The 18,547-nt window shown below is 71.3% G+C and carries 20 protein-coding genes and 1 tRNA gene; 13 read left to right on the top strand and 8 right to left on the bottom strand.

Annotation, left to right across the window (positions count from 1 at the left end):
* Nucleotides 1-229 (bottom strand): hypothetical protein (locus ABZ193_RS14180; RefSeq protein WP_354710110.1); only part of this gene is annotated, 229 nt, incomplete at its 3' end.
* Between the two features lie 433 nt (nt 230-662).
* Between ABZ193_RS14180 and ABZ193_RS14175 the strand changes: the two genes are divergently transcribed.
* A complete protein-coding gene (locus tag ABZ193_RS14175; protein WP_027936205.1) occupies nt 663-1,169 on the top strand; it encodes a hypothetical protein in 507 nt (168 codons plus the stop codon).
* A gap of 62 nt (nt 1,170-1,231) precedes the next feature.
* Here the strand turns inward: ABZ193_RS14175 and ABZ193_RS14170 are convergent, their stop codons facing one another.
* Entirely contained in the window at nt 1,232-2,278 is a 1,047-nt protein-coding gene (locus ABZ193_RS14170) for an alpha/beta hydrolase (RefSeq protein ID WP_354710108.1), read from the bottom strand.
* A 125-nt stretch (nt 2,279-2,403) separates the two neighbouring features.
* Here ABZ193_RS14170 and ABZ193_RS14165 point away from each other — a divergent pair, with 125 nt between their 5' ends.
* The 4 genes from ABZ193_RS14165 to ABZ193_RS14150 all read left to right on the top strand — a co-directional run bounded on the left by ABZ193_RS14165 (nt 2,404) and on the right by ABZ193_RS14150 (nt 5,395).
* Complete coding sequence (locus ABZ193_RS14165; protein WP_020420305.1) at nt 2,404-2,946, top strand: NADPH-dependent FMN reductase; 543 nt, start codon at nt 2,404-2,406, stop codon at nt 2,944-2,946.
* 65 nt (nt 2,947-3,011) lie between these two features.
* Nucleotides 3,012-3,431, top strand: a complete 420-nt coding sequence (locus tag ABZ193_RS14160; RefSeq protein ID WP_020420306.1) for an organic hydroperoxide resistance protein — start codon at nt 3,012-3,014, stop codon at nt 3,429-3,431.
* 31 nt (nt 3,432-3,462) lie between these two features.
* Nucleotides 3,463-3,939: a DNA starvation/stationary phase protection protein gene (locus tag ABZ193_RS14155; RefSeq protein WP_017985518.1), complete on the top strand. Its 477-nt coding sequence runs from the start codon at nt 3,463-3,465 to the stop codon at nt 3,937-3,939.
* Between the two features lie 64 nt (nt 3,940-4,003).
* A complete protein-coding gene (locus ABZ193_RS14150; RefSeq protein WP_020420307.1) occupies nt 4,004-5,395 on the top strand; it encodes a glutamate decarboxylase in 1,392 nt (463 codons plus the stop codon).
* On the opposite strand, the gene ABZ193_RS14145 is transcribed toward ABZ193_RS14150, so the two are convergent.
* A complete protein-coding gene (locus ABZ193_RS14145; RefSeq protein ID WP_237340091.1) occupies nt 5,392-7,221 on the bottom strand; it encodes a prolyl oligopeptidase family serine peptidase in 1,830 nt (609 codons plus the stop codon). The two genes, ABZ193_RS14150 and ABZ193_RS14145, sit on opposite strands and share 4 nt — an antisense overlap.
* A 38-nt stretch (nt 7,222-7,259) precedes the next feature.
* On the opposite strand from ABZ193_RS14145, the gene ABZ193_RS14140 reads away from it, so the two are divergent.
* On the top strand, nt 7,260-8,006 hold the full coding sequence (locus ABZ193_RS14140) for a methyltransferase domain-containing protein (protein ID WP_237340090.1): 747 nt from the start codon (nt 7,260-7,262) through the stop codon (nt 8,004-8,006).
* A 437-nt stretch (nt 8,007-8,443) separates the two neighbouring features.
* Here the strand turns inward: ABZ193_RS14140 and ABZ193_RS14135 are convergent.
* The 3 genes from ABZ193_RS14135 to ABZ193_RS14125 form a co-directional block, all read right to left on the bottom strand.
* Nucleotides 8,444-8,517, bottom strand: a tRNA-Pro gene (locus ABZ193_RS14135).
* A gap of 29 nt (nt 8,518-8,546) precedes the next feature.
* The gene (locus ABZ193_RS14130) at nt 8,547-9,518 is read right to left on the bottom strand and encodes a metallophosphoesterase (protein WP_020420310.1); all 972 of its coding nucleotides are present in this window, start codon (nt 9,516-9,518) and stop codon (nt 8,547-8,549) included.
* A 61-nt stretch (nt 9,519-9,579) separates the two neighbouring features.
* The gene (locus ABZ193_RS14125; protein WP_237340089.1) at nt 9,580-11,742 is read right to left on the bottom strand and encodes a transglycosylase domain-containing protein; all 2,163 of its coding nucleotides are present in this window, start codon (nt 11,740-11,742) and stop codon (nt 9,580-9,582) included.
* 212 nt (nt 11,743-11,954) lie between these two features.
* Here ABZ193_RS14125 and ABZ193_RS14120 point away from each other — a divergent pair, with 212 nt between their 5' ends.
* The gene (locus tag ABZ193_RS14120; RefSeq protein ID WP_354710105.1) at nt 11,955-12,242 is read left to right on the top strand and encodes a WhiB family transcriptional regulator; all 288 of its coding nucleotides are present in this window, start codon (nt 11,955-11,957) and stop codon (nt 12,240-12,242) included.
* Here the strand turns inward: ABZ193_RS14120 and ABZ193_RS14115 are convergent.
* Both ABZ193_RS14115 and ABZ193_RS14110 read right to left on the bottom strand, forming a co-directional pair.
* Nucleotides 12,239-13,354, bottom strand: coding sequence for an ArsA family ATPase (locus tag ABZ193_RS14115; protein WP_020420313.1), 1,116 nt, complete (start codon nt 13,352-13,354; stop codon nt 12,239-12,241). The genes ABZ193_RS14120 and ABZ193_RS14115 overlap by 4 nt on opposite strands.
* Entirely contained in the window at nt 13,354-14,358 is a 1,005-nt protein-coding gene (locus ABZ193_RS14110) for an ArsA-related P-loop ATPase (RefSeq protein WP_017985510.1), read from the bottom strand. The genes ABZ193_RS14115 and ABZ193_RS14110 overlap by 1 nt, the downstream gene beginning before the upstream one ends.
* A gap of 72 nt (nt 14,359-14,430) precedes the next feature.
* Here ABZ193_RS14110 and ABZ193_RS14105 point away from each other — a divergent pair, with 72 nt between their 5' ends.
* The 6 genes from ABZ193_RS14105 to ABZ193_RS14080 all read left to right on the top strand — a co-directional run bounded on the left by ABZ193_RS14105 (nt 14,431) and on the right by ABZ193_RS14080 (nt 18,534).
* On the top strand, nt 14,431-14,592 hold the full coding sequence (locus ABZ193_RS14105) for a DUF4177 domain-containing protein (RefSeq protein ID WP_017985509.1): 162 nt from the start codon (nt 14,431-14,433) through the stop codon (nt 14,590-14,592).
* 85 nt (nt 14,593-14,677) lie between these two features.
* Nucleotides 14,678-15,133: a RidA family protein gene (locus ABZ193_RS14100; protein WP_017985508.1), complete on the top strand. Its 456-nt coding sequence runs from the start codon at nt 14,678-14,680 to the stop codon at nt 15,131-15,133.
* Nucleotides 15,133-15,753, top strand: a complete 621-nt coding sequence (locus ABZ193_RS14095) for a hypothetical protein (RefSeq protein ID WP_017985507.1) — start codon at nt 15,133-15,135, stop codon at nt 15,751-15,753. Before ABZ193_RS14100 ends, ABZ193_RS14095 begins: the two co-directional genes overlap by 1 nt.
* 34 nt (nt 15,754-15,787) lie before the next feature.
* The gene (locus tag ABZ193_RS14090; RefSeq protein ID WP_020420314.1) at nt 15,788-16,957 is read left to right on the top strand and encodes a hypothetical protein; all 1,170 of its coding nucleotides are present in this window, start codon (nt 15,788-15,790) and stop codon (nt 16,955-16,957) included.
* 54 nt (nt 16,958-17,011) lie between these two features.
* A complete protein-coding gene (locus ABZ193_RS14085; protein ID WP_354710103.1) occupies nt 17,012-17,776 on the top strand; it encodes an NUDIX hydrolase in 765 nt (254 codons plus the stop codon).
* On the top strand, nt 17,773-18,534 hold the full coding sequence (locus tag ABZ193_RS14080) for an MBL fold metallo-hydrolase (RefSeq protein ID WP_237340086.1): 762 nt from the start codon (nt 17,773-17,775) through the stop codon (nt 18,532-18,534). Before ABZ193_RS14085 ends, ABZ193_RS14080 begins: the two co-directional genes overlap by 4 nt.
* Nucleotides 18,535-18,547 lie beyond the last annotated feature (13 nt).

Raw genomic sequence — 18,547 nt, 5'->3', positions numbered from 1 at the left:
CAACCCAGGCCGCCAACCGGCAGCCGAACATGCCAACCTTGCGGCCCTGGCTCAAGGTGATATGCACAAACCGGAAGGCGACGGGATGACCACCCAGCCACCCACCCGAGGTGAGCCGAGGCACCCAACCCCTGGTCATCCCGGAGCCTGCCCGTCCGGCGAGGACTCTTTTGATCTTTAAACCCGCGCCTTCGCGCGGAAAAAGCGCCTCACGGCGCCGAAAGGTCACCTTCCGACCACCCCCGCCCCCGATGCCTGATTGTGTTTCAGTCGCCGAGCAGCCGTGTCAAGGCGGGAAAGCGTGCGTTGACACGGCTGGTCGGCGACTAAAGATCGGCTGTGGATCGGGGGCGGGGGAGGTCTGGTTGGGGTAGTCGGCTGCTTTGCGTTGCCGGGCGGCGGTTGTTGGGTGGGGCTTGTTTTGCATCTGGTTGAGTGAGTTTGGGGTGCGTGCGGGTGACGTGGTCACGCTGCGCGATCCCGGTCGTCAAGATCTTGATCAACGGGCGAAGGCCTTGTTCATCAGATGCGGGTCTCAAGTCCGCAATCGAATTCGCCACGTGAGCGTTGGAAACCGTCGTCTTCGGGCGCCGAGTGGTGGGAGATCAACACGGCGGGTACGCATTTTCCTGACAGGTCCACCGAGGCCAGGAGGTAGGGAGATGTTAGGCAAATTCGCCCGGATCATCGCTGTGGCGGTGGCCGGCAGCGTGCTGGCGGTGTCCGGGGCAGGCGTCGCCGCGGCTGGGGGCAAGGGGACGTCCAGCACGCAGGCCGCCGCGGAACAGGTCCTCCAGCTGCGTGACCAGCTCGCCAGGGCGGCCTACGCCGGAGACGTGCCGGCCACCCAGCGTTCGCTCGGCCAGATGAGCCCGGTGCTCGGCGACCTCGCCGCGGGGCAGAAGTACACCATCCAGTCCGACGCGCAACAGGCCGCCGCCACCGGCAACGACTACGCCGCCGAGGCGAGCCGCATCCTGGCCGATCCCTCGAAGGCGGGCGAGGTCCGCCAGTTGCCTCCGGTGCCGGACATCCCGGACCTGCCGCCGCCGCTGAACATCGTCAGCAACCTGCTCAAGAACCTGCTCAAGACAGTGACGGGCCTGCTCGCGTCGCTGCTCGGCTCCGCTCCGCCGCTCCCGGTTCCGGTGCCGGTTCCGGTGGCCTGACAAGCAATCCGGCAGGGGGGACCGGGATCCGATGTGGACGTCCACATCGGATCCCGGTCTTTTTACGCCCGCAGTCCGACTCGCAGCGCGCCGGCCGCCTCCGAGGTCGCCTCCCGGAACCGCCTGCCGACGCCGAGGAAGTTGACGTAACCGTGGATCAGGTCGCGCTGGCGGCTCAACGTGACCGGCACACCCGCGTCCCGCAGCTTGGCCGCGTACTCCTCGCCCTCGTCGCGCAACGGGTCGAACCCGGCGGTGGCGATGTAGGCAGGCGGCAGCCCGGTGAAGTCCTCGGTGAGCAGCGGCGACAACCGCGGATCGGTGCGGTCCACACCCGCCGGCGCGTAGTGGTCGATGAACCACGTCATGTCGGTGTCGGTGAGGAAGAAGCCGCTGCCGAAGATGTCCCGCGACCGGCGCCGCGTGCTCGCGTCCACGCCGGGGTAGAGCAGCAGCTGGAACGCCGGCGCCGGGCCGCCTCGCGCGGTCGTCACCTGGGCGGTCACCGCCGAGAGGTTGCCGCCCGCGCTGTCCCCGCCCACCGCGATCCGGTCCGGGTCCACGCCCAGGTCGGCCGCCTTCGCGTGGGCGTAGTCGAACGCGGCGACGGCGTCCTCGGGCGCCGCCGGGAACGGGTGCTCGGGCGCGAGCCGGTACTCGACCGACAACACCCGCACGCCCGCGTGCTTGGCGAAGTAACGCGCGGTGTTGTCGTGGCTCGCGCGGCTGCCCACCACCCAGCCGCCGCCGTGGAAGAACACCAGCAGCGGCGACGGCGACGGCAGCCCGTCCGGCACGTAGAGCGTCGCCGGGAGCGGGCCGTGCTCGGCCGGGATCACGATCTCCTGCGTGCGCACCGGCTCGATCGGCTTGCCGCTGACCAGGGGGCCCGAGTCGATGATCCGCTGCCGGGCGAGTTCTGGCGTGCCCGCGCTCATGGTGACCCGGTTCAGCTGCTGGAGCCGGAGCAGCAGCTGGGCGTCCAGCGCCAGCTCCTGCCCGTCCAGCCGGATCGGGCGCCCGGCGATCAACCGGCGCAGGGGCTCCGGGAGCCCGAAGATCAGTTGAGCCGCGACGGCTTCGGCGCGGCTCCGCAGTGAGGTCGCCATGAGGACAGAGGTTACTCACGGGTAGGCGAGTTGGGTAGGTGTGACGGCCGCCTCCGTCCCAAATGCTGGTCCTCCACTTAGGTGGAGGGGTTAGCCTCGAACGCGTGACTAGTGCGGCGGTCAACGTGGTCGGTATCGGCGGTTCCCTGCGCCCGGGCTCCCAGTCCGAGCGCGCCATGCGCATCGCGCTGGACAGCGCGGCCGCGGCCGGGGCCGAAACGCTCGCCCTGACCGGCGACGACCTGGTGCTGCCGTTCTACGACTCCGCGATCACCGAGCGCACCCCACAGGCGGTGCGTCTGGTCGAGGCGATCCGCCGGGCCGACGGGCTGGTCATCGTCTCGCCCGGCTACCACGGCGCGTTGTCCGGGCTGATCAAGAACGCCCTGGACTACGTGGAGGACCTGCGGCCCGACGAGCGCCCCTACCTGGACGGCCGCGCGGTCGGGCTCGCCGCGGTCGCCTACGGCTGGCAGGCCGCGGTGACCACCCTCGACCAGCTGCGCACCATCACCCACGCCCTGCGCGGGTGGCCGACGCCACTCGGCGGGTCGATCAACTCCGCCGAGGTCAAGTTCGACGAGGTCGGCGGCGCTTCCGAGGAGAAGGCCGTGCGGACGCTGCAGCTGATCGGGCGGCAGGTCGTGGACTTCGCCCGCCGCCGCTAGAGGATTCGTCCTCCCGGCCACGGGGTATCCACCCGCTGACACCTGCCGTCGGCGGAGGGGAACACGTGGAACCGGTCTACACAGCGGTCGCGACCGCCCGCGGTGACGGTCGGAACGGGGAGGTCACCTCCTCCGACGGCGTCATCGACGAACGCCTGGCCGTGCCGAAGGAGATGGGCGGGCCGGGCGGCGAGATGACCAACCCGGAGCAGCTGTTCGCCGCGGGCTACGCCGCCTGCTTCCACAGCGCCCTGCAGCTCGTGGCGCGCAAGGCCGACGTGGGGGTGGACTCCTCCGCCGTCACCGCCGAGGTCGGCATCGGCCGCAACGGCGACGGCCTGGAACTGGCCGTCAAGCTCGTGGCCCACCTGCCCGGCCTGGAGCAGGACAAGGCGGGCGAACTTGCGGCGCAGGCCCACCAGGTGTGTCCTTATTCTCGCGCCACCAGGGGAAACATCCAGGTCGAGATCACCGCGACGACCTGACCAAGAGTTGTCGACAAGGAGGATTTTTTCGATGGCGAACGCACCCATCCAGAGCCCGCTCAGCCCGGCTGACAAGGAAATCACCGGTAACGCGCTGCAGGCAGCGCTGGTCGACCTGGTCGACCTGTCGCTGATCGCCAAGCAGGCGCACTGGAACGTCGTCGGGTCGAACTTCCGCAGCGTCCACCTCCAGCTCGACGAGCTGGTGAGCACCGCGCGGAACTACGTCGACGAGGTCGCGGAGCGGGCCAACGCGATCGGCATCTCGCCGAACGGCAAGGCCAAGACGGTCGTGGAGAGCTCCGGCCTGCCCGACTACCCGGACAACTGGCAGAGCGTCGAGTCCACGATCGAGAACATCGTGGCGATCCTCGCCGACCTGATCCAGCGCATGCGCAAGCGCATCGACGAGACGGACAAGAGCGACCTGGTCACCCAGGACCTGTTCATCGAGATCACGCACGAGCTGGAGAAGGCCCACTGGATGTGGCAGGCGCAGACCGCCTGACCCGAATTCACGAACGGGCCCCGGAATGCGCTCCGGGGCCCGTTTTCCGGGCTAGATTCGGCTCATGGTGCTGCACGCGGGCAAACAGGGAGCCGACGACCGGCCGGGCGGGAGCAACCCGCTGCACGCGGTGACGAATCCGGCGCTGGCGGCGACCTACACGCCGCCCCGCAGCCGGCTGAACGAGGAGACCCTGCCCGCCGACACCGCGCTGCAGGTGGTGCGGGACGAGCTGATGCTCGACGGGAACGCGCGGCTCAACCTGGCGACGTTCGTCACCACGTGGATGGAGCCGCAGGCGCGCGAGCTGATCGCCGACTGCGCCGACAAGAACATGATCGACAAGGACGAGTACCCGCAGACCGCGGAGCTCGAGCGCCGCTGCGTGAGCATCCTGGCCGACCTGTGGCACGCGCCGGACCCGGAGGCCGTCATGGGCTGCTCCACGACCGGCTCGTCCGAGGCGTGCATGCTCGCCGGGATGGCGCTCAAGCGGCGCTGGAGCAAGCTGGGCCGGACCGGCAGGCCGAACCTGGTGATGGGCGCGAACGTCCAGGTCTGCTGGGAGAAGTTCTGCGAGTACTGGGAGGTCGAGCCGCGGCTGGTGCCGATGGAGGGCGACCGCTTCCACCTCACCGCCGAGGAGGCCGTCGCGCGCTGCGACGAGAACACGATCGGCGTGGTCGCGATCCTCGGCTCCACCTTCGACGGCAGCTACGAGCCGGTCGCGGAGATCGCCGCCGCGCTGGACCGGGTGCAGTCCGAGCGCGGCTGGGACATCCCGGTGCACGTAGACGGCGCGTCCGGGGCGATGATCGCGCCGTTCCTCGACGCGGACCTGGAGTGGGACTTCCGCCTGCCCCGGGTCGCCTCGATCAACACCTCCGGGCACAAGTACGGACTGGTCTACCCCGGCGTCGGCTGGGTGTTGTGGCGGGACCGCGACGCGCTGCCGTCCGAGCTGGTGTTCAACGTCAACTACCTGGGCGGCGACATGCCGACGTTCGCGCTCAACTTCTCCCGGCCGGGCGCCCAGGTGGCGGCGCAGTACTACAACTTCGTCCGCCTCGGCCGCGAGGGCTTCCGGGTCGTGCAGCAGGCCTGCCGGGACGTGGCGACCCGGCTGGCCGACCGGATCGCCGGGCTCGGGCCGTTCGAGCTGCTCACCCGCGGCGACCAGCTGCCGGTGTTCGCGTTCACCACCCGTGACGACGTGACCGGCTTCGACGTGTTCGACGTGTCGCGGCGGCTCCGGGAACGCGGCTGGCTCGTGCCCGCCTACACGTTCCCGGAGAACCGCACCGACCTCGCCGTGCTGCGGATCGTCTGCCGCAACGGCTTCACGCACGACCTGGCCGACCTGCTGGTCGAGGACCTGCAGCGGGTCCTGCCCGAACTCGCCGAGCAGGACCGGCCCCAGCACAAGCCCGCCACCAGCACGGCCTTCCACCACTAGGCCAGGCCGACCGCCTTCATCGCGAAGTGCACCTCGGCCGCGGTCTGCTTGATCGTTTCGGCGATCACCAGCGAACCGTGGCCCGCGTCGTAGCGGTAGAACTCGTACGGCAGGTCCCGCTTGGCCAGCCGCTCCAGGTAGTTCTCGATCTGCCGGATCGGGCAGCGCGGGTCGTTGTCGCCGGCCAGCACCAGCAGCGGCGCCTTCACCGCGTCCACGTACGTGAGCGGCGAGCACTCCTGGTACACGGCGGGCACGTCCTCCGGTGACCCGCCGAACAGCGCCCGGTCGAACTGGCGCAGCTGCTCCATCTCGTCCTCGTAGGCGGCGACGTAGTCGGCCACCGGCACGCTCGCCACCCCGGCCGCCCACCGGTCCGGCTGGGTGCCCACGGCGAGCAGGGTCAGGTAGCCGCCCCAGGAGGCGCCCGAGACGACCATCCGCGCCGGGTCGCTCAGGCCGCTGGAGACGGCCCAGTCGTACACCGCGGCGACGTCCTCCAGTTCGGTCAGGCCGGGGCGGCCCTCGATCGCGTCGCGCCAGGCCGAGCCGTAGCCGGTCGAGCCGCGGTAGTTGACCTCGACGACGGCGAACCCGGCGTCCAGCCACACCGCGCGGTAGGCGGAGAAGCGGTCCTCGTCGGCCGCGTGCGGGCCGCCGTGCAGGGTGAACACCGTGGGCAGCGGCCCGTCCGGCGCGTTCAGCGGGCGGGCGACCAGCGCGTGGATGCGGCCGCCCGCGCCCTCGACGAACGCGTCGGTGACCGGCGCCGAACCGGGCGCGGGGTCGCCGGGCGGGGTGAGCAGCACGGTGTCGGCGCCGTCGGTCGCGCGGGCCCGGATGACGGCCGGCTCTGCGGCGCTGGACCAGGAGTACTCGATCGTGCCGTCCGGGCGGACCCCGGCGCCGCCGATGCGCCCGGGAGGCGTGTCCACAGCGGACAGTTCGCCGGTGGTCAGGTCGTAGCGGTACAGGCTGCTGCGTGCCTCGTGGAAGTGCACGACGAGCAGCGCGTCGGCCTTCGGGTACCAGGTGGCGACGACCTCGCCGGGCAGGCCGAGGTCCAGCTCGCGCTCGGTGTCCGCGGCGACGTCCCAGATCAGCAGCTCCTCGCGGCCGCGGCGCTCGTGCAGGACGAGCAGCCGCTGGTCGCCGGCGACGGGCGAGAACTCCAGCGGCGTGAGGCCCTTGCCCTCGCCGTCCCACTTGTCGGCGACGGTGTTGAAGCCCGTGGTGTCCAGGACGCGGACCGCGGGGTGGCGGGAGTCGCCGTGCTCGGCGTGCGAGATCGCGAGCAGCGTCTCGTCGCGGGACAGCGCGGCGATGCCGGCGTCCTGCTCATGGGAGTAGAAGCGGGTGGTCTGCCCGTCGCGGGTGGCGAACAGCTCGCTGCCGTCGTCGGTGGAGACGCCGCTGGCGACGATGCGGTGGCCGATCTCCAGCCCGGCCGGGTAGCCGGCGTGCACGCCGGGCAGGGCGGGCTCGGCGGGGCCGCCGTCGAAGGGCTGGCGCATCCAGGTGCCGAACTCGTCGCCGTCGGTGTCGTTGAACCACCAGATGGCGCTGCCGTCGGGCGAGGTGGTGGCGTGCAGGGTGCCGTTGGGGCGGTCGGTGACCTGGCGGTGCTCGCCGGTGGCGCGGTCCCAGGAGTAGACCTCCCAGACGCCGCTGGCGTTGGAGACGTAGATGTTGCGGTCCGGCGCGTCGAGGGACCAGTCCGGCACCGACACGCGCGGGGCGTGGAACCGCGCGCGCCAGCGGGCCTCGGCCTCGGGGTCGTCGAAGAGGCGGTCGGGGATGTTCGCGGGCGGGTGCTGAGTGGTCACCCCTCGATCCTGCCAGCTCCTGCCCGTACCGTGTGCGTGTGCTGGAGGGATACGCGCCCGGGTTCGAGCAGGACGCGCTGTCGGTCATGGCGTCACGCACCGCAGCCGACCGTGCCGAATACGTGTTGCGACTGCTGCGGCCGGGCATGCGGGTGCTCGACGTGGGGTGCGGACCCGGCACGATCACCGCGGGCTTCGCGACGATCGCCGGACGGGGCAACGTGCTGGGCGTGGACCGCGAGCCGGGCCAGTTCCCGGAATCGTCCAAAGTGGAGTTCATGGCCGGGGACGTGTACGCGTTGCCAGTGGCGGACGAGAGCGTGGACCTGGTGTTCGCGCACGCGTTGTTCGAACACCTGGCCCGTCCCGTGGACGCGCTGGCGGAGATCCGCCGGGTCCTGCGCCCCGGCGGGACGGTCGCGCTGTCCACTTCGGACTGGTCGCGCGCCCGCCTGCGCCCCGGCACCGCGAACGTGGCCGCGGCCTTACGCGGTCACTACCTGTTGAGACGGCGAGCCGGCGGCGACCCGTTCGCCGGCAAGCACGTCGCGTCGTGGGTGGCTTCCGCCGGTTTCCGCGACATCCGCACGCACGGCCGTTTCCGCTCGGACATGAGCTACCGGCAGCTGGCGCGTTACGTGGAGGCCCGCCTGGACGCCGCCCTGAGCGCCTCCCCGCTGGAGCGGGACCAACTGGCCTCCGCCGCACGCTCAGCCTGGGCCTGGTCCCACGGCGGCGACGGCGAATTCGCGCAGTACTGGGTTGAGCTTTTGGCGGTCAAGTAGCCGCTACGCGGGTTCGTGGAGGGCGCCGGCTTCGCTCCGCTACGCCCCGGCACCCCCACCTGCCCCGATCTCGATTGTTCGATTGGCGGGGCGTCGCGTCAAGGCGGGAAAGCGTGCCTTGACCCAACACCCCACCAACCGAAGAAGGCTGGGGATCGGGTCCGGAGGGGGTGTGGTTGGTGGAGTGGGCCCAGCCACGCACACGGCCGCCGGTTCTCGACGCCCGGAAGGCGACTTTGAAGGTTCCCGCGGCTTCCGGCGCGGATGTCGCCCCGCGACACGCGCCACGCGCGGCACCCGATCTCCCCGCGCTTCGCCGCGGGGGGTCCAGGGGGCTTGCCCCCTGGCGGGGGTCTGGGGGTTCGACCCCCAGAGAACACAAAGGAAGATCCCCTGTCCGCCTTATTTCGGCGGACAGGGGATCTCCGGATCTTCCGTCGGGGTGGCGGGATTTGAACCCACGACCTCCTCGACCCGAACGAGGCACGCTACCAAGCTGCGCCACACCCCGATGTACTGCTTAGCGGGTCGAAGAAGAGTTTAGCGGATGGCGCGGGGGGATTTGCGGGGGGTGGCCTTGGTTGTGTTCGCCGTGGTCCGGCCGCGTTCTACCAGGGTCAACAGCGTTGCTTCGGGTGGGCAGGCGAAGCGGGCCGGGGCGTAGGGGGAGGTGCCCAGTCCGGCGGAGACGTGGAGCCACATGTGGGCGCCCCAGCGGGAGGCGCCTCGCGCGCGGCTGCGGTCCAGCTCACAGTTGGTGACGAGGGCGCCGATGCCGGGGATGCGGAGCTGGCCGCCGTGGGTGTGGCCGGCCAGGACGAGGTCGTAGCCGTCGGCGGCGAAGGGGTCGAGGATGCGTGGTTCGGGTGAGTGGGTGACGCCGAGGCGGAGGGTGGCGGGTTCGGCGGGGCCGGCGATCTCGCCGTAGCGGTCGCGGCGGAGGTGGGGGTCGTCGAGGCCGGCGGCGAACACCGTCTGCCCGGCGACGGTGAGGGTGTGCCGGACGTGGGTGAGGTCCTGCCAGCCGTGTTCCAGGAAGGCGGCCCGCAGGTCGCGCCACGGGAGTTTCCGGCCGTGGATGCGCTTCTTCTTGCCGCGGGGCATGAGGTAGCGGGCGGGGTTCTTGGGTTTGGGCGCGTAGTAGTCGTTGCTGCCGAACACGAACAGGCCGGGCCGTTCGAGGAGGGGGCCGAGGGCGCGCAGGACGGCGGGCACGGCTTTGGGGTGGGCGAGGTTGTCGCCGGTGTTGACGACCAGGTCGGGTTCGAGCCGGTCGAGCGCGGCGACCCAGCGTTGTTTGGCCTGCTGCCCGGGGAGCATGTGCAGGTCGGAGATGTGCAGGACGCGCATCGGCTGGGCGCCGGGCGCCAGTACGGGCAGCTCGGCGGTGCGGAGCACGTAGTGCCGCCGCTCGATGCCGGAGGCGTACCCGAACGCGGCGGCCCCGAGAGCGACCGTCCCGGCGGCGAGGCGTTTGGCTGTCAGCTTCTGGCTGTCACGGACCGTGCTCACGCAGCCCAGGATACGGGTCGGCGGGGTGCCCCGGGCACCGGCGAGTGCCCGGGGCGGTGCGTCAGCGGACCCGTTCGTAGCGCGGGTCGGACGGCGGTAGCGGCAGGATCGGGTCGTTGGGCCCGAGGATCTTGCTCACCGCGCCGAACCAGGTGCGCGCCGGGGTTTTGCCACCGAACATGTTGCCTTCGCCGCAGGTGTAGACGTTGCCCGGACCGCCGTCGCAGAGGCCGCCGCTGCCGCCTTCCGGCCGGAAGACCATCGCGGCGCCGGCGAGCTGCGGGGTGCCGCCGATGAAGGCCGCGGAGCCGTTGCTCTGGGTGGTTCCGGTCTTGCCGATCATCGGCCGGTTCCAGCCGACCTGGGCGGCCGCCGCCGCGGCGGTGCCGCCGGGCAGGTCGTCCTTGCTCATGCCCTGGGCCAGGCTGTTGGCCGCGGCCTCGTCCATGACCCGCTCGCACGGCTGCTCGCTGATCGGGATGGGCTTGCCGTCGCGGTCCTGCACCTGCGCGATCGGCGTCGGCGGGCACCACACGCCGCCGCTGAGGATGGTCGCCGCGACGTTCGCCATTTCCAGGTTGCTGGTCGCCGACACGCCGAGGGTGAACGAACCCTGGCCGGGCGATTTGTCCGTCGGCCCGAAGAACGCGGTCTGCGTCTTGTTCTCACCGGCGTTCTTCGACTCCGGCTTCACCGTGCCACCACCGAGGTTCCGCGACATCGTCTCGCGCAGGCCGAGCTTGCTGGCCATGTCGACGATCGGCCCCATGCCGGTGCGCTCCTCGAGGATGACGAACGCCGTGTTGGGCGAGGTCTGCAGCGCCTGCTGCAGCGTCATCGTCCGCGTGCCGCCCTCGTAGTCGGTGGCGTTGCCCAGGCAGTACGCATAAGTCCCTTGCGCCACGAGCGGGCACCGCCCCCTGGCGCCACCGGTGAACACATTGGACACGTAGAAGTTCGGCACCTCGATGGTGTCGTAGATGCCCATCACGCGGTTCTGGATGGCCGCCGCCGAGGTGAAGATCTTGTAGCTCGACCCGGCGCCACCGGTGTTGTAGACGCCCGACGGCAACGCGTACGTCGTCTGGCCCGCGCTGGCGTCCGTGCCGTAGTCGCGGTTCGCGGCCAGCGCGACGACCTCGTGCCGGTTCTTGCCCGGCCGCACCAGGGACAGCACGTTCGCCACGTTCTTCTGCGTCTTGCTGACCTGCGTCTGCGCGGACATCTTCGCCTCGTGGTTGGCGCGCTGGTCCATCGTCGTGCGGATGGTGTAGCCGCCGGTGTAGAGGTCGTCCTTGTCCATGCCGTGCGACAGCAGGTAGTCCTCGACGTACTGGCAGAAGAACCCGTTCTCCGGCCCGGCGCCGACGCAGTTGGACGCGGGCTTGGACGGCCCGCCCGGCACGACGCCCAGCGGCTCGGTCTTCATCCGCTCGGCGTCCGCCTTGGACAGCTTCAGGTTGTCCACCATGCGGTCCAGCACCAGGTTGCGGCGCTCGGTGGCGCGGTCCGGGTGGCTCCACGGGTCGTAGAACGGCGGGTTGTTGACCATGCCGGCGAGCAGCGCGGCCTGGGTGACCGACAGCTTGTCCGCGGTGGTGTTGAAGTACGCCTGCGCGGCCGCCCCGACGCCGTAGATCTTGCGCGAGAACTCGACGACGTTGAGGTAGCTGGTGAGGATCTGGTCCTTGCTCATCTGGTTCTCGAGCTGGATCGCGATCCGCGCTTCCTTCAGCTTGCGGGCGATCGACTGCTCCTGGGCCTTCTGCTGGCCGACCGGGTCGTCCCGGTAGATCACGTTGATGAGGTAGTTCTTCACGTACTGCTGGGTGAGCGTCGAGGCGCCCTGGGTGTCGCCGCCCGCGCTGTTGCTCAGCGCGGCGCGCAGCGTGCCCTTCCAGTCCACGCCGTGGTGCTCGTAGAACCGCCGGTCCTCGGTGGAGACCAGGGCCCACTTCATGGCCTCGTTGATCTCGTCACTGGCGGTGGGGATGCGGTACTGGTCGTACAGCGTGGCGATCTGGTTGCCCGCCGAATCGGTGATCGTGGTGACCAGCGGCGGCGGGACGTTCGCGAGTTCGGCGGACATGCTGTCGACCGTTTCGCTCGCCCTGTTGGAGGCCACCCCCGCGGCGCCGACCACGGGGAACAGCACCCCGGCGACGAGGATTCCCGCGAGCAGGCACAGGCCGAGCAGTTTGAACAGACCATCCGTCTTGCGCACATTGCCAGAGTAGTGGGAACCGGCGTCACCCCGCCGCGCCGCGTCGCCTGAATACCACGGGAACGCCGGGCTCGCGACGTATTCCGGTAACGAATTTCCATCGGGCTCTTGGCGGCGGGAACCGTCGGCCTCTACAGTCCGTCAACGTCTCACGTAGTGCGGAGCCGGGGAGGCTCCGGGTGAGCAGGCACATCACGAGGGGAGCTTGGGGGATGGAATCCACACCACAGAGCTGGCGCGTCCGCGCCCTCTGCCGGGACGCGGATCCGGATGAGCTGTTCGTGCGGGGAGCGGACCAGAACCGGGCGAAACTGGTCTGCATGGGGTGCTCGGTGCGCACCGAATGCCTCGCCGAGGCGCTGGACAACCGCATCAGCTTCGGCATCTGGGGAGGGATGACCGAACGGGAACGCCGAGCCCTGCTGCGACGGCGCCCCGAGGTGGAATCCTGGTCGGAGCTGCTGGACTCCGCGCGGAAGGACTTCGTGGAGGCGTCCTAGGACGCCAGCCGTTCGCCGATTTCCCGGAGTCCGCCGATGTCGTGCACGTCGCTGGGGAGCGCGGGCACCTCGACGAGGGGGACTCCGGGATGGGCGCGCGTGAAGCGCGCCAGCAGCCGCTTCTCGCGTTCCGCCAGCGCCACCCGGTCGGCGTGCAGCTGCAGCACCGCGGTGGCCAGCGGGGCGGTCGACTCCAGCTTCTCGGCGGCGGACAGCGCCGCCGTCGCCGAGAGGTCCGCCAGCACCGGGTGGGTCCGGTTCGCGACCAGCCCGGCCAGCGGCATGCTCTCACCACCCAGCCGCTCGACGAAATAGCTCGCCTCGCGCAGGGCGTCCGGCTCCGGCGCGGCCACCACCAGGAACGACGTGCCCTCCGAGCGCAGCAGCTCGGCGGTCTTGCGGGCGCGTTCCCGGAACCCGCCGAACATGCTGTCGAAGGCCTGCATGAACGCCGACGCGTCGGCGAGCAGCTGGCCGCCGATGATCGTCGACACGGCCTTCGCGAAGATCGAGAACCCGGTGCTGACCACCTTCCGCAGACCCCAGCCGCCGGCCTTCGCGGGGCCGGTGAGCAAACGGATCATGCGCCCGTCGAGCGCGCTGGACAGCCGGTTCGGCGCGTCCAGGAAGTCCAGCGCGGACCGGCTCGGCGGGGTGTCCACGACGATCAGGTCCCACTCGTCGGTGGCCGCGAGCTGGCCCAGCTTCTCCATCGCCATGTACTCCTGCGTGCCGGAGAACGACGTGGAAATGGTCTGGTAGAAGGGGTTCGCGAGCAGCGCTTCGGCGCGTTCCGGACCGGCGTGGGTGCGCACCATGTCGTCGAAGGTGCGCCGCATGTCGAGCATCATCGCCCACAGCTCGCCCTTGGGCTCGAAGCCGGCGACCGACACCTGCCGCGGGTGGTTGCCCAGCTCCCGCAGCCCGAGCGCCTGCGCCAGCCGCCGCGCCGGGTCGATCGTGAGCACCACCGTCTGGCGGCCCCGCTCGGCCGCGCGCAACGCCAGCGCCGCGGCGGTGGTGGTCTTGCCCACCCCGCCGGAACCGCAGCACACGACGATCCGCGTCGTCGGGTCGTCGATCAGCGCGTCGACGTCGAGCCGCTCGGTCATCAGCGCACCCCTTGGTCGGTCAGCGACTCCGCGAGGTCGTACAGCGCGGCGAGGTCGATGCCGCCGGACTCCTCCGGCAGCTCCAGCGTCGGCAGGTCCGCCTCGGCGAGCTGCTCCCGCGCCCGCTGCTCGGCGGCGAGCCGGATCGCGTGCTCGACGGTCTCCGCGACCAGCGCGTCCATCGTGGCGTCCGGCAGTTCGAGCCCGGCCGAGGCCAGCCCGCTGCGCACCCGCGAGGCGTCCACCCGCCCGTCCGCGGCAGGCGAGATCGACCGGGCGGGCAGCCGCGGCGGCCGCACCCGGTTGACCAGCACGGCGCCCGGCCGCAGGTCGGCGCCGTCCAGCTCGGCCACCGCCTCCACGGTTTCGCGCACCGGCATCTCCTCCAGGAGGGTCACCAGGTGCACGACCGTCTCCTCGGAGTGCAGCAGCCGCACCACGCCCTCGGCCTGGCCGCGGATCGGGCCCGCCTTCGCCAGGTCGGTCAGCGCCTTGGTGACGTCGAGGAACTTGACCACGCGACCGGTCGGCGGCGCGTCGACCACGACCGCGTCGTAGACGTGCCTGCCGTCCGGGCCGGTCCGCCCGACGCACTCCTTGATCTTGCCGGTGAGCAGCACGTCCCGCAGGCCCGGCGCGAGCGTGGTGGCGAACTCGATCGCCCCCATCCGGCGCAGCGTCCGGCCCGCGAAGCCCAGGTTGTAGAACATCTCGAAGTACTCGAGCAGCGCCGCTTCCACGTCGATGTGCAGCGCCCGCAGCTCACCGCCGCCGGGCACCGCCGCGATCCGCTGCTCCGCGTACGGCAGCGGCTCGGTGTCGAAGAGCTGGGCGAACCCCTGCCTGCCCTCGACCTCGACCAGCAGCACCCGGCGTCCGTGGCTGGCCAGCGCGATCCCGAGTGCCGCGGCCATGGTCGTCTTGCCGGTGCCGCCCTTGCCGGTGACGAAGTGCAACCGGGCGCGGGCGAGCTCGTCGGTCCATCCGGCCAGGGGTGTGCTCACACGATCCAGCGTAAGCCAGCGATCACGCTGCCGCCGCGAGGAGAGCTTCCCATCACCACTAGATTGGCCCCCATGAGCGCCACGAAGTGGGAGTACGCCACGGTTCCGCTGCTGATCCACGCGACCAAGCAGATCCTCGACCAGTGGGGCGAGGACGGCTGGGAGCTGGTCACCGTGCTGCCGAACCCGAGCGGGGAGCAGCACGTCGCCTACCTCAAGCGGGCCAAGGCATGAGGGAGCTTGCGACCGAATCATCGAGCACCATGCTCGCCGACGTGGTGCTACTGCCGCGGCTTGCCGCGTCCGGAGAGGAGGCGGCATGAGCTGGGGCGACCGCCTGGCCGAACTGGGGATCGAGCTGCCGGGCGTCGCCGCGCCGGTGGCCGCCTACGTGCCTGCCGTGCGCAGCGGGTCGATGGTCTACACGTCGGGCCAGCTGCCGTTCGTCGGGGGCGAGCTCGCCGCGACCGGCAAGGTCGGGGCCGAGGTCAGCCCGGAGGAGGCCAAGCGCCACGCCCGGACCGCGGCGCTGAACGCGATCGCGGCGGTGGACGCGCTCGTCGGTCTCGAGTCGATCGTCCGGATCGTGAAGGTCGTCGGGTTCGTCGCGTCCGCGGAGGGCTTCACCGGTCAGCCCGCCGTGATCAACGGCGCGTCGGAGCTCTTCGGCGAGATTTTCGGCGACGCGGGCGCGCACGCCCGCTCGGCGGTGGGTGTGGCCGAGCTGCCGCTGGGGGCACCGGTCGAGGTCGAACTGATTGTCGAGGTGAGCTGATGGACCCGGACATCGAGGCCGCGTGCCACGAGCTGTTGCTGCGGCTGGCCGGGCGGATGCCCGACCGGCTGCTGTGGCGCTACCGGGACTGGCTGGGCGAGGGCGCGATGTCGACCTTGGCTCGAACGTTGCCGCGCACGTTGCTCAAGCACAACATCGATCTCGACCAGCCGGAGTATCGCCTGCTCGTGGCGGGCCTCGTGCCCCACGGCGCGGACTGGCACCAGGTGAGTTCGACCCTGGGGGTGGACGAGGTCGGCGAGAACCGGTACACATTCACCCCGAGTGCACCCGATCAGGTGAACTCGGTTGACTCGGTGTCCGCGCTGGTCCACGCCACCCTGCGGGGTCGGCCGGACGTCGGCGAGGTGCGGCAGAGCTGGCGTCAGCGCACGGGGGAGGAATCCAAGCGCGTGCTGTTGATCACGGCCCTGTCGGGGCTGCCGAGGCTGACCGGGGAGCTGCAGCGGGTCCTGCGGGTGCTGGGGGACGAGGAACCCAGCGTCGAGGTGATGCCGCCGCGGTTCGAGCTGCCGGAGTACCACCAGGCCGCACTGGCGAGCTCCGAGCTCGTCTGCGTCGGTGCGGTGGACACCGGGAACCGGCTCGTCGCCGCGTAACGGCACTCCTGCCGAGCTGGAGGGAGAAAGTCAGATGGTGGACGTCCACGACGGGATCGCGGGCGACGGGTTCGCGGTGCCGTTGCGCCTGCACAACCTGTTGCTGGGTCTGGCAGGACGCCTGGACGACAGCCTGCTGTCGGAGGCGCGCGAGCTGATCGCGCGAGCGCGCCTCGACGAGGCCGCCGAGCTGACCACGGGCGCGCTGATCGCGGGCAGGCTGCCGGTCCGCGAGGCGGAGCGGCACGAGCTGGCACTCGTGCTGGAGCTGACGCGGTCCGACGCGACGCTCGCCGACCAGCTGGTGGTGAACGACCCGGAGGCCGAGACCGGCGTCCTGCACCGCTTCACCGGTGACAACCAGCCCGAGCACGGCATCGCCGACGCGCTCGACCGCACCCTGCAGGTGCTGCCGGACCTGCGGTCGGTGCACGCGGTGTGGCGCAACACCCCGGCCGGCAGCGTGCCGGGCCCGCTGCCGCAGCGCGTGGTGCTCGTCGAGATCGGCCCGGAGGGCAACCCGCCTGCCGCCGCGTACCGCATCGACGCCGCTCTGCGGCGCGCCGGGATCCGGTCGGTCGTCGAGGTCACCGGGCCGTCCACCGAGCGCTCCCGCTACCACGAGCAGGCGCTCACCGCGGCCACCGCGGTGTGGCTCTCCGGCGGGGCCGTCCCGTCGTCCGCTCCCACGGCGCCGGCGCAGCGCCAGGGCTCCGGCCGTCACGTGGCGCACGCCACGGTCGCGGCCGGGGACGAGCCCGAGGAGCCCGAACCTCCGGCCGCGGAGGAGACCACCACCACCGAAGCGGCAGCGGAAACCGAGCCCACCGAGGTCGTCGCGTCCCCGAGCGGGCCGGGTCACGTGTTCAAGCCGCGCGAGGAGGGCCCCGAGCCCAGCCGCGTGGAGAACACGATGGACATGACGTCCGAGGAGGTCGCCCAGCTGCGGGCGCAGCTGGCGGCGGAGGACGGCGAGAAGCCCAGAGCCGTGGCCTCGGCGACGATCGGCCCGGGTGAAGTGATCGAGATCCCGGAGCTCGACCTCAACGACCCGCAGCTGTCCGAGCGCGACCGCCAGCTCCTGCGTGAGCTGCACGCCGAGCTCGCCGAGCGGGAGCGCGCCGAGGCCGCCAAGGTGCGGGCGAACGGTTCGAGCCGGTCCGAGGACGACCCGCGCTGGGTCGACGGCTTCTCCGGCTCGTGATTCCCACGTAAGTTGCGTCATGTGGTGCAACTTGATTTCCGGATCCCGGGGAGCATGAACTTCTCCGTCGCGGAGCCGGCCGAACCGGCCGTGCCCCGCGACGCGGCGACGGTGCTGTTGCTGCGGGACGGCGTGAACGGTCTCGAAGTCTTCCTCCAGCGGCGCGTGGCGGCGATGGCGTTCGCCGCGGGCATGACGGTCTTCCCCGGTGGCGGGGTGGACCAGCGCGACGCCGACGCGACGATCGCCTGGGCCGGTCCGCCCGCCGCGGACTGGGCCGGCTGGTTCAACGGGACCGAGCAGGTCGCGCGCGCCCTGGTGTGCGCGGCGGTGCGGGAGACCTTCGAGGAGTCCGGGGTGCTGCTGGCAGGCACCGCGGACGAGGTCGTCACCGACACCGCCCGGTACGCGGGCGCGCGGGACGAGCTGGTGTCGCGGGAGCTGTCGCTGGCCGACTTCCTGGCTCGCGAGGGGCTGACCCTGCGCTCCGACCTGCTCCGCCCGTGGGCGCACTGGATCACCCCGGTGCAGGAGAAGCGCCGCTACGACACCCGCTTCTTCGCCGCGATCCTGCCCGCGGGACAGGACGCCGACGGCAAGACCACCGAGGCGGAGTCGTCCGGCTGGTGGCGGCCTGCCGACGCGCTGGCCGACGCCGAGGCAGGCCGCAGCATGCTGATGCCGCCGACCTGGCACACGCTCACCGAGCTGGCCTCGTTCGGCACCGCCGCGGAGGCGCTGGCCGCGGAGCGGACGGTCGAGGCGATCATCCCGAAGCTGATCCGCGAGGGCGACGTGATCCGGGTGGTCGCGGAATGAGCCACCCCGCCTACGGCGTGCGCCGCGAGGTCTCGCCTTCCGCGGCTGTCGTGCTGGAGAACAACCCGTCCACGATGACGCTGGACGGCACGAACACCTGGATCCTGCGGGCGCCCGGCTCGGCCGAGTGCGTGATCGTGGACCCCGGGTACGAGGACCTCGATCACCTGCCGCTGCTCACCGAGCAGGGCCCGGTCGCGATGATCCTGCTCACCCACCACCATCCCGACCACACCGAGGGCGCGCCGTGGCTGGCCGAGCGGGTGCAGGCGCCGGTGCGGGCCTTCGACGCGGCCCTGTGCCGGGACGCGGACCCGTTCGCCGACGGTGACGTGATCTCCGCGGCGGGCCTGGACATCGAGGTCCTGCACACGCCCGGCCACACCGACGACTCGGTGTGCCTGCGCGTCGGGGACCAGGTCCTGACCGGCGACACGATCCTCGGTCGCGGCACCACGGTGCTCACCGACCTCGGCTCCTACCTGGACTCCCTGCGGCGGCTGGTCGACCTGCCGTCCGGGCTGCTCACGCTGCCCGGCCACGGCCCGGAGATGGCCGACCTGCGGGTGATCGCGCAGGAGTACCTGGACCACCGCGAGCAGCGGCTGGACCAGGTCCGGGCGGCGCTGGACAAGCTGGGCGCGGACGCCACCGCGCGGCAGGTGGTGGAGGTCGTCTACGCCGACGTCGACCGGGCGCTCTGGGCGCCGGCCGAGCACAGCGTCAAGGCGCAGCTGGAGTACCTCAGGAGAGGTTGACGCGGCTTGCGTG

Source organism: Amycolatopsis sp. NPDC006125, assembly GCF_040614195.1.
Classification (GTDB): domain Bacteria; phylum Actinomycetota; class Actinomycetes; order Mycobacteriales; family Pseudonocardiaceae; genus Amycolatopsis_E; species Amycolatopsis_E tucumanensis.
The sequence above is the reverse complement of the archived record's forward strand: the minus strand, read 5'-3'. Positions and strand labels throughout refer to the sequence as shown.

Excerpts from the sequence above, each read along its gene's own strand:
- ABZ193_RS14175 (WP_027936205.1), top strand. The coding sequence starts at position 663 with ATGTTAGGCAAATTCGCCCGGATCATCGCTGTGGCGGTGGCCGGCAGC.
- ABZ193_RS14170 (WP_354710108.1), bottom strand. The coding sequence starts at position 2,278 with ATGGCGACCTCACTGCGGAGCCGCGCCGAAGCCGTCGCGGCTCAACTG.
- ABZ193_RS14155 (WP_017985518.1), top strand. The coding sequence starts at position 3,463 with ATGGCGAACGCACCCATCCAGAGCCCGCTCAGCCCGGCTGACAAGGAA.
- ABZ193_RS14150 (WP_020420307.1), top strand. The coding sequence starts at position 4,004 with ATGGTGCTGCACGCGGGCAAACAGGGAGCCGACGACCGGCCGGGCGGG.
- ABZ193_RS14120 (WP_354710105.1), top strand. The coding sequence starts at position 11,955 with ATGGAATCCACACCACAGAGCTGGCGCGTCCGCGCCCTCTGCCGGGAC.
- ABZ193_RS14115 (WP_020420313.1), bottom strand. The coding sequence starts at position 13,354 with ATGACCGAGCGGCTCGACGTCGACGCGCTGATCGACGACCCGACGACG.
- ABZ193_RS14105 (WP_017985509.1), top strand. The coding sequence starts at position 14,431 with ATGAGCGCCACGAAGTGGGAGTACGCCACGGTTCCGCTGCTGATCCAC.
- ABZ193_RS14100 (WP_017985508.1), top strand. The coding sequence starts at position 14,678 with ATGAGCTGGGGCGACCGCCTGGCCGAACTGGGGATCGAGCTGCCGGGC.
- ABZ193_RS14095 (WP_017985507.1), top strand. The coding sequence starts at position 15,133 with ATGGACCCGGACATCGAGGCCGCGTGCCACGAGCTGTTGCTGCGGCTG.
- ABZ193_RS14090 (WP_020420314.1), top strand. The coding sequence starts at position 15,788 with ATGGTGGACGTCCACGACGGGATCGCGGGCGACGGGTTCGCGGTGCCG.
- ABZ193_RS14085 (WP_354710103.1), top strand. The coding sequence starts at position 17,012 with ATGAACTTCTCCGTCGCGGAGCCGGCCGAACCGGCCGTGCCCCGCGAC.
- ABZ193_RS14080 (WP_237340086.1), top strand. The coding sequence starts at position 17,773 with ATGAGCCACCCCGCCTACGGCGTGCGCCGCGAGGTCTCGCCTTCCGCG.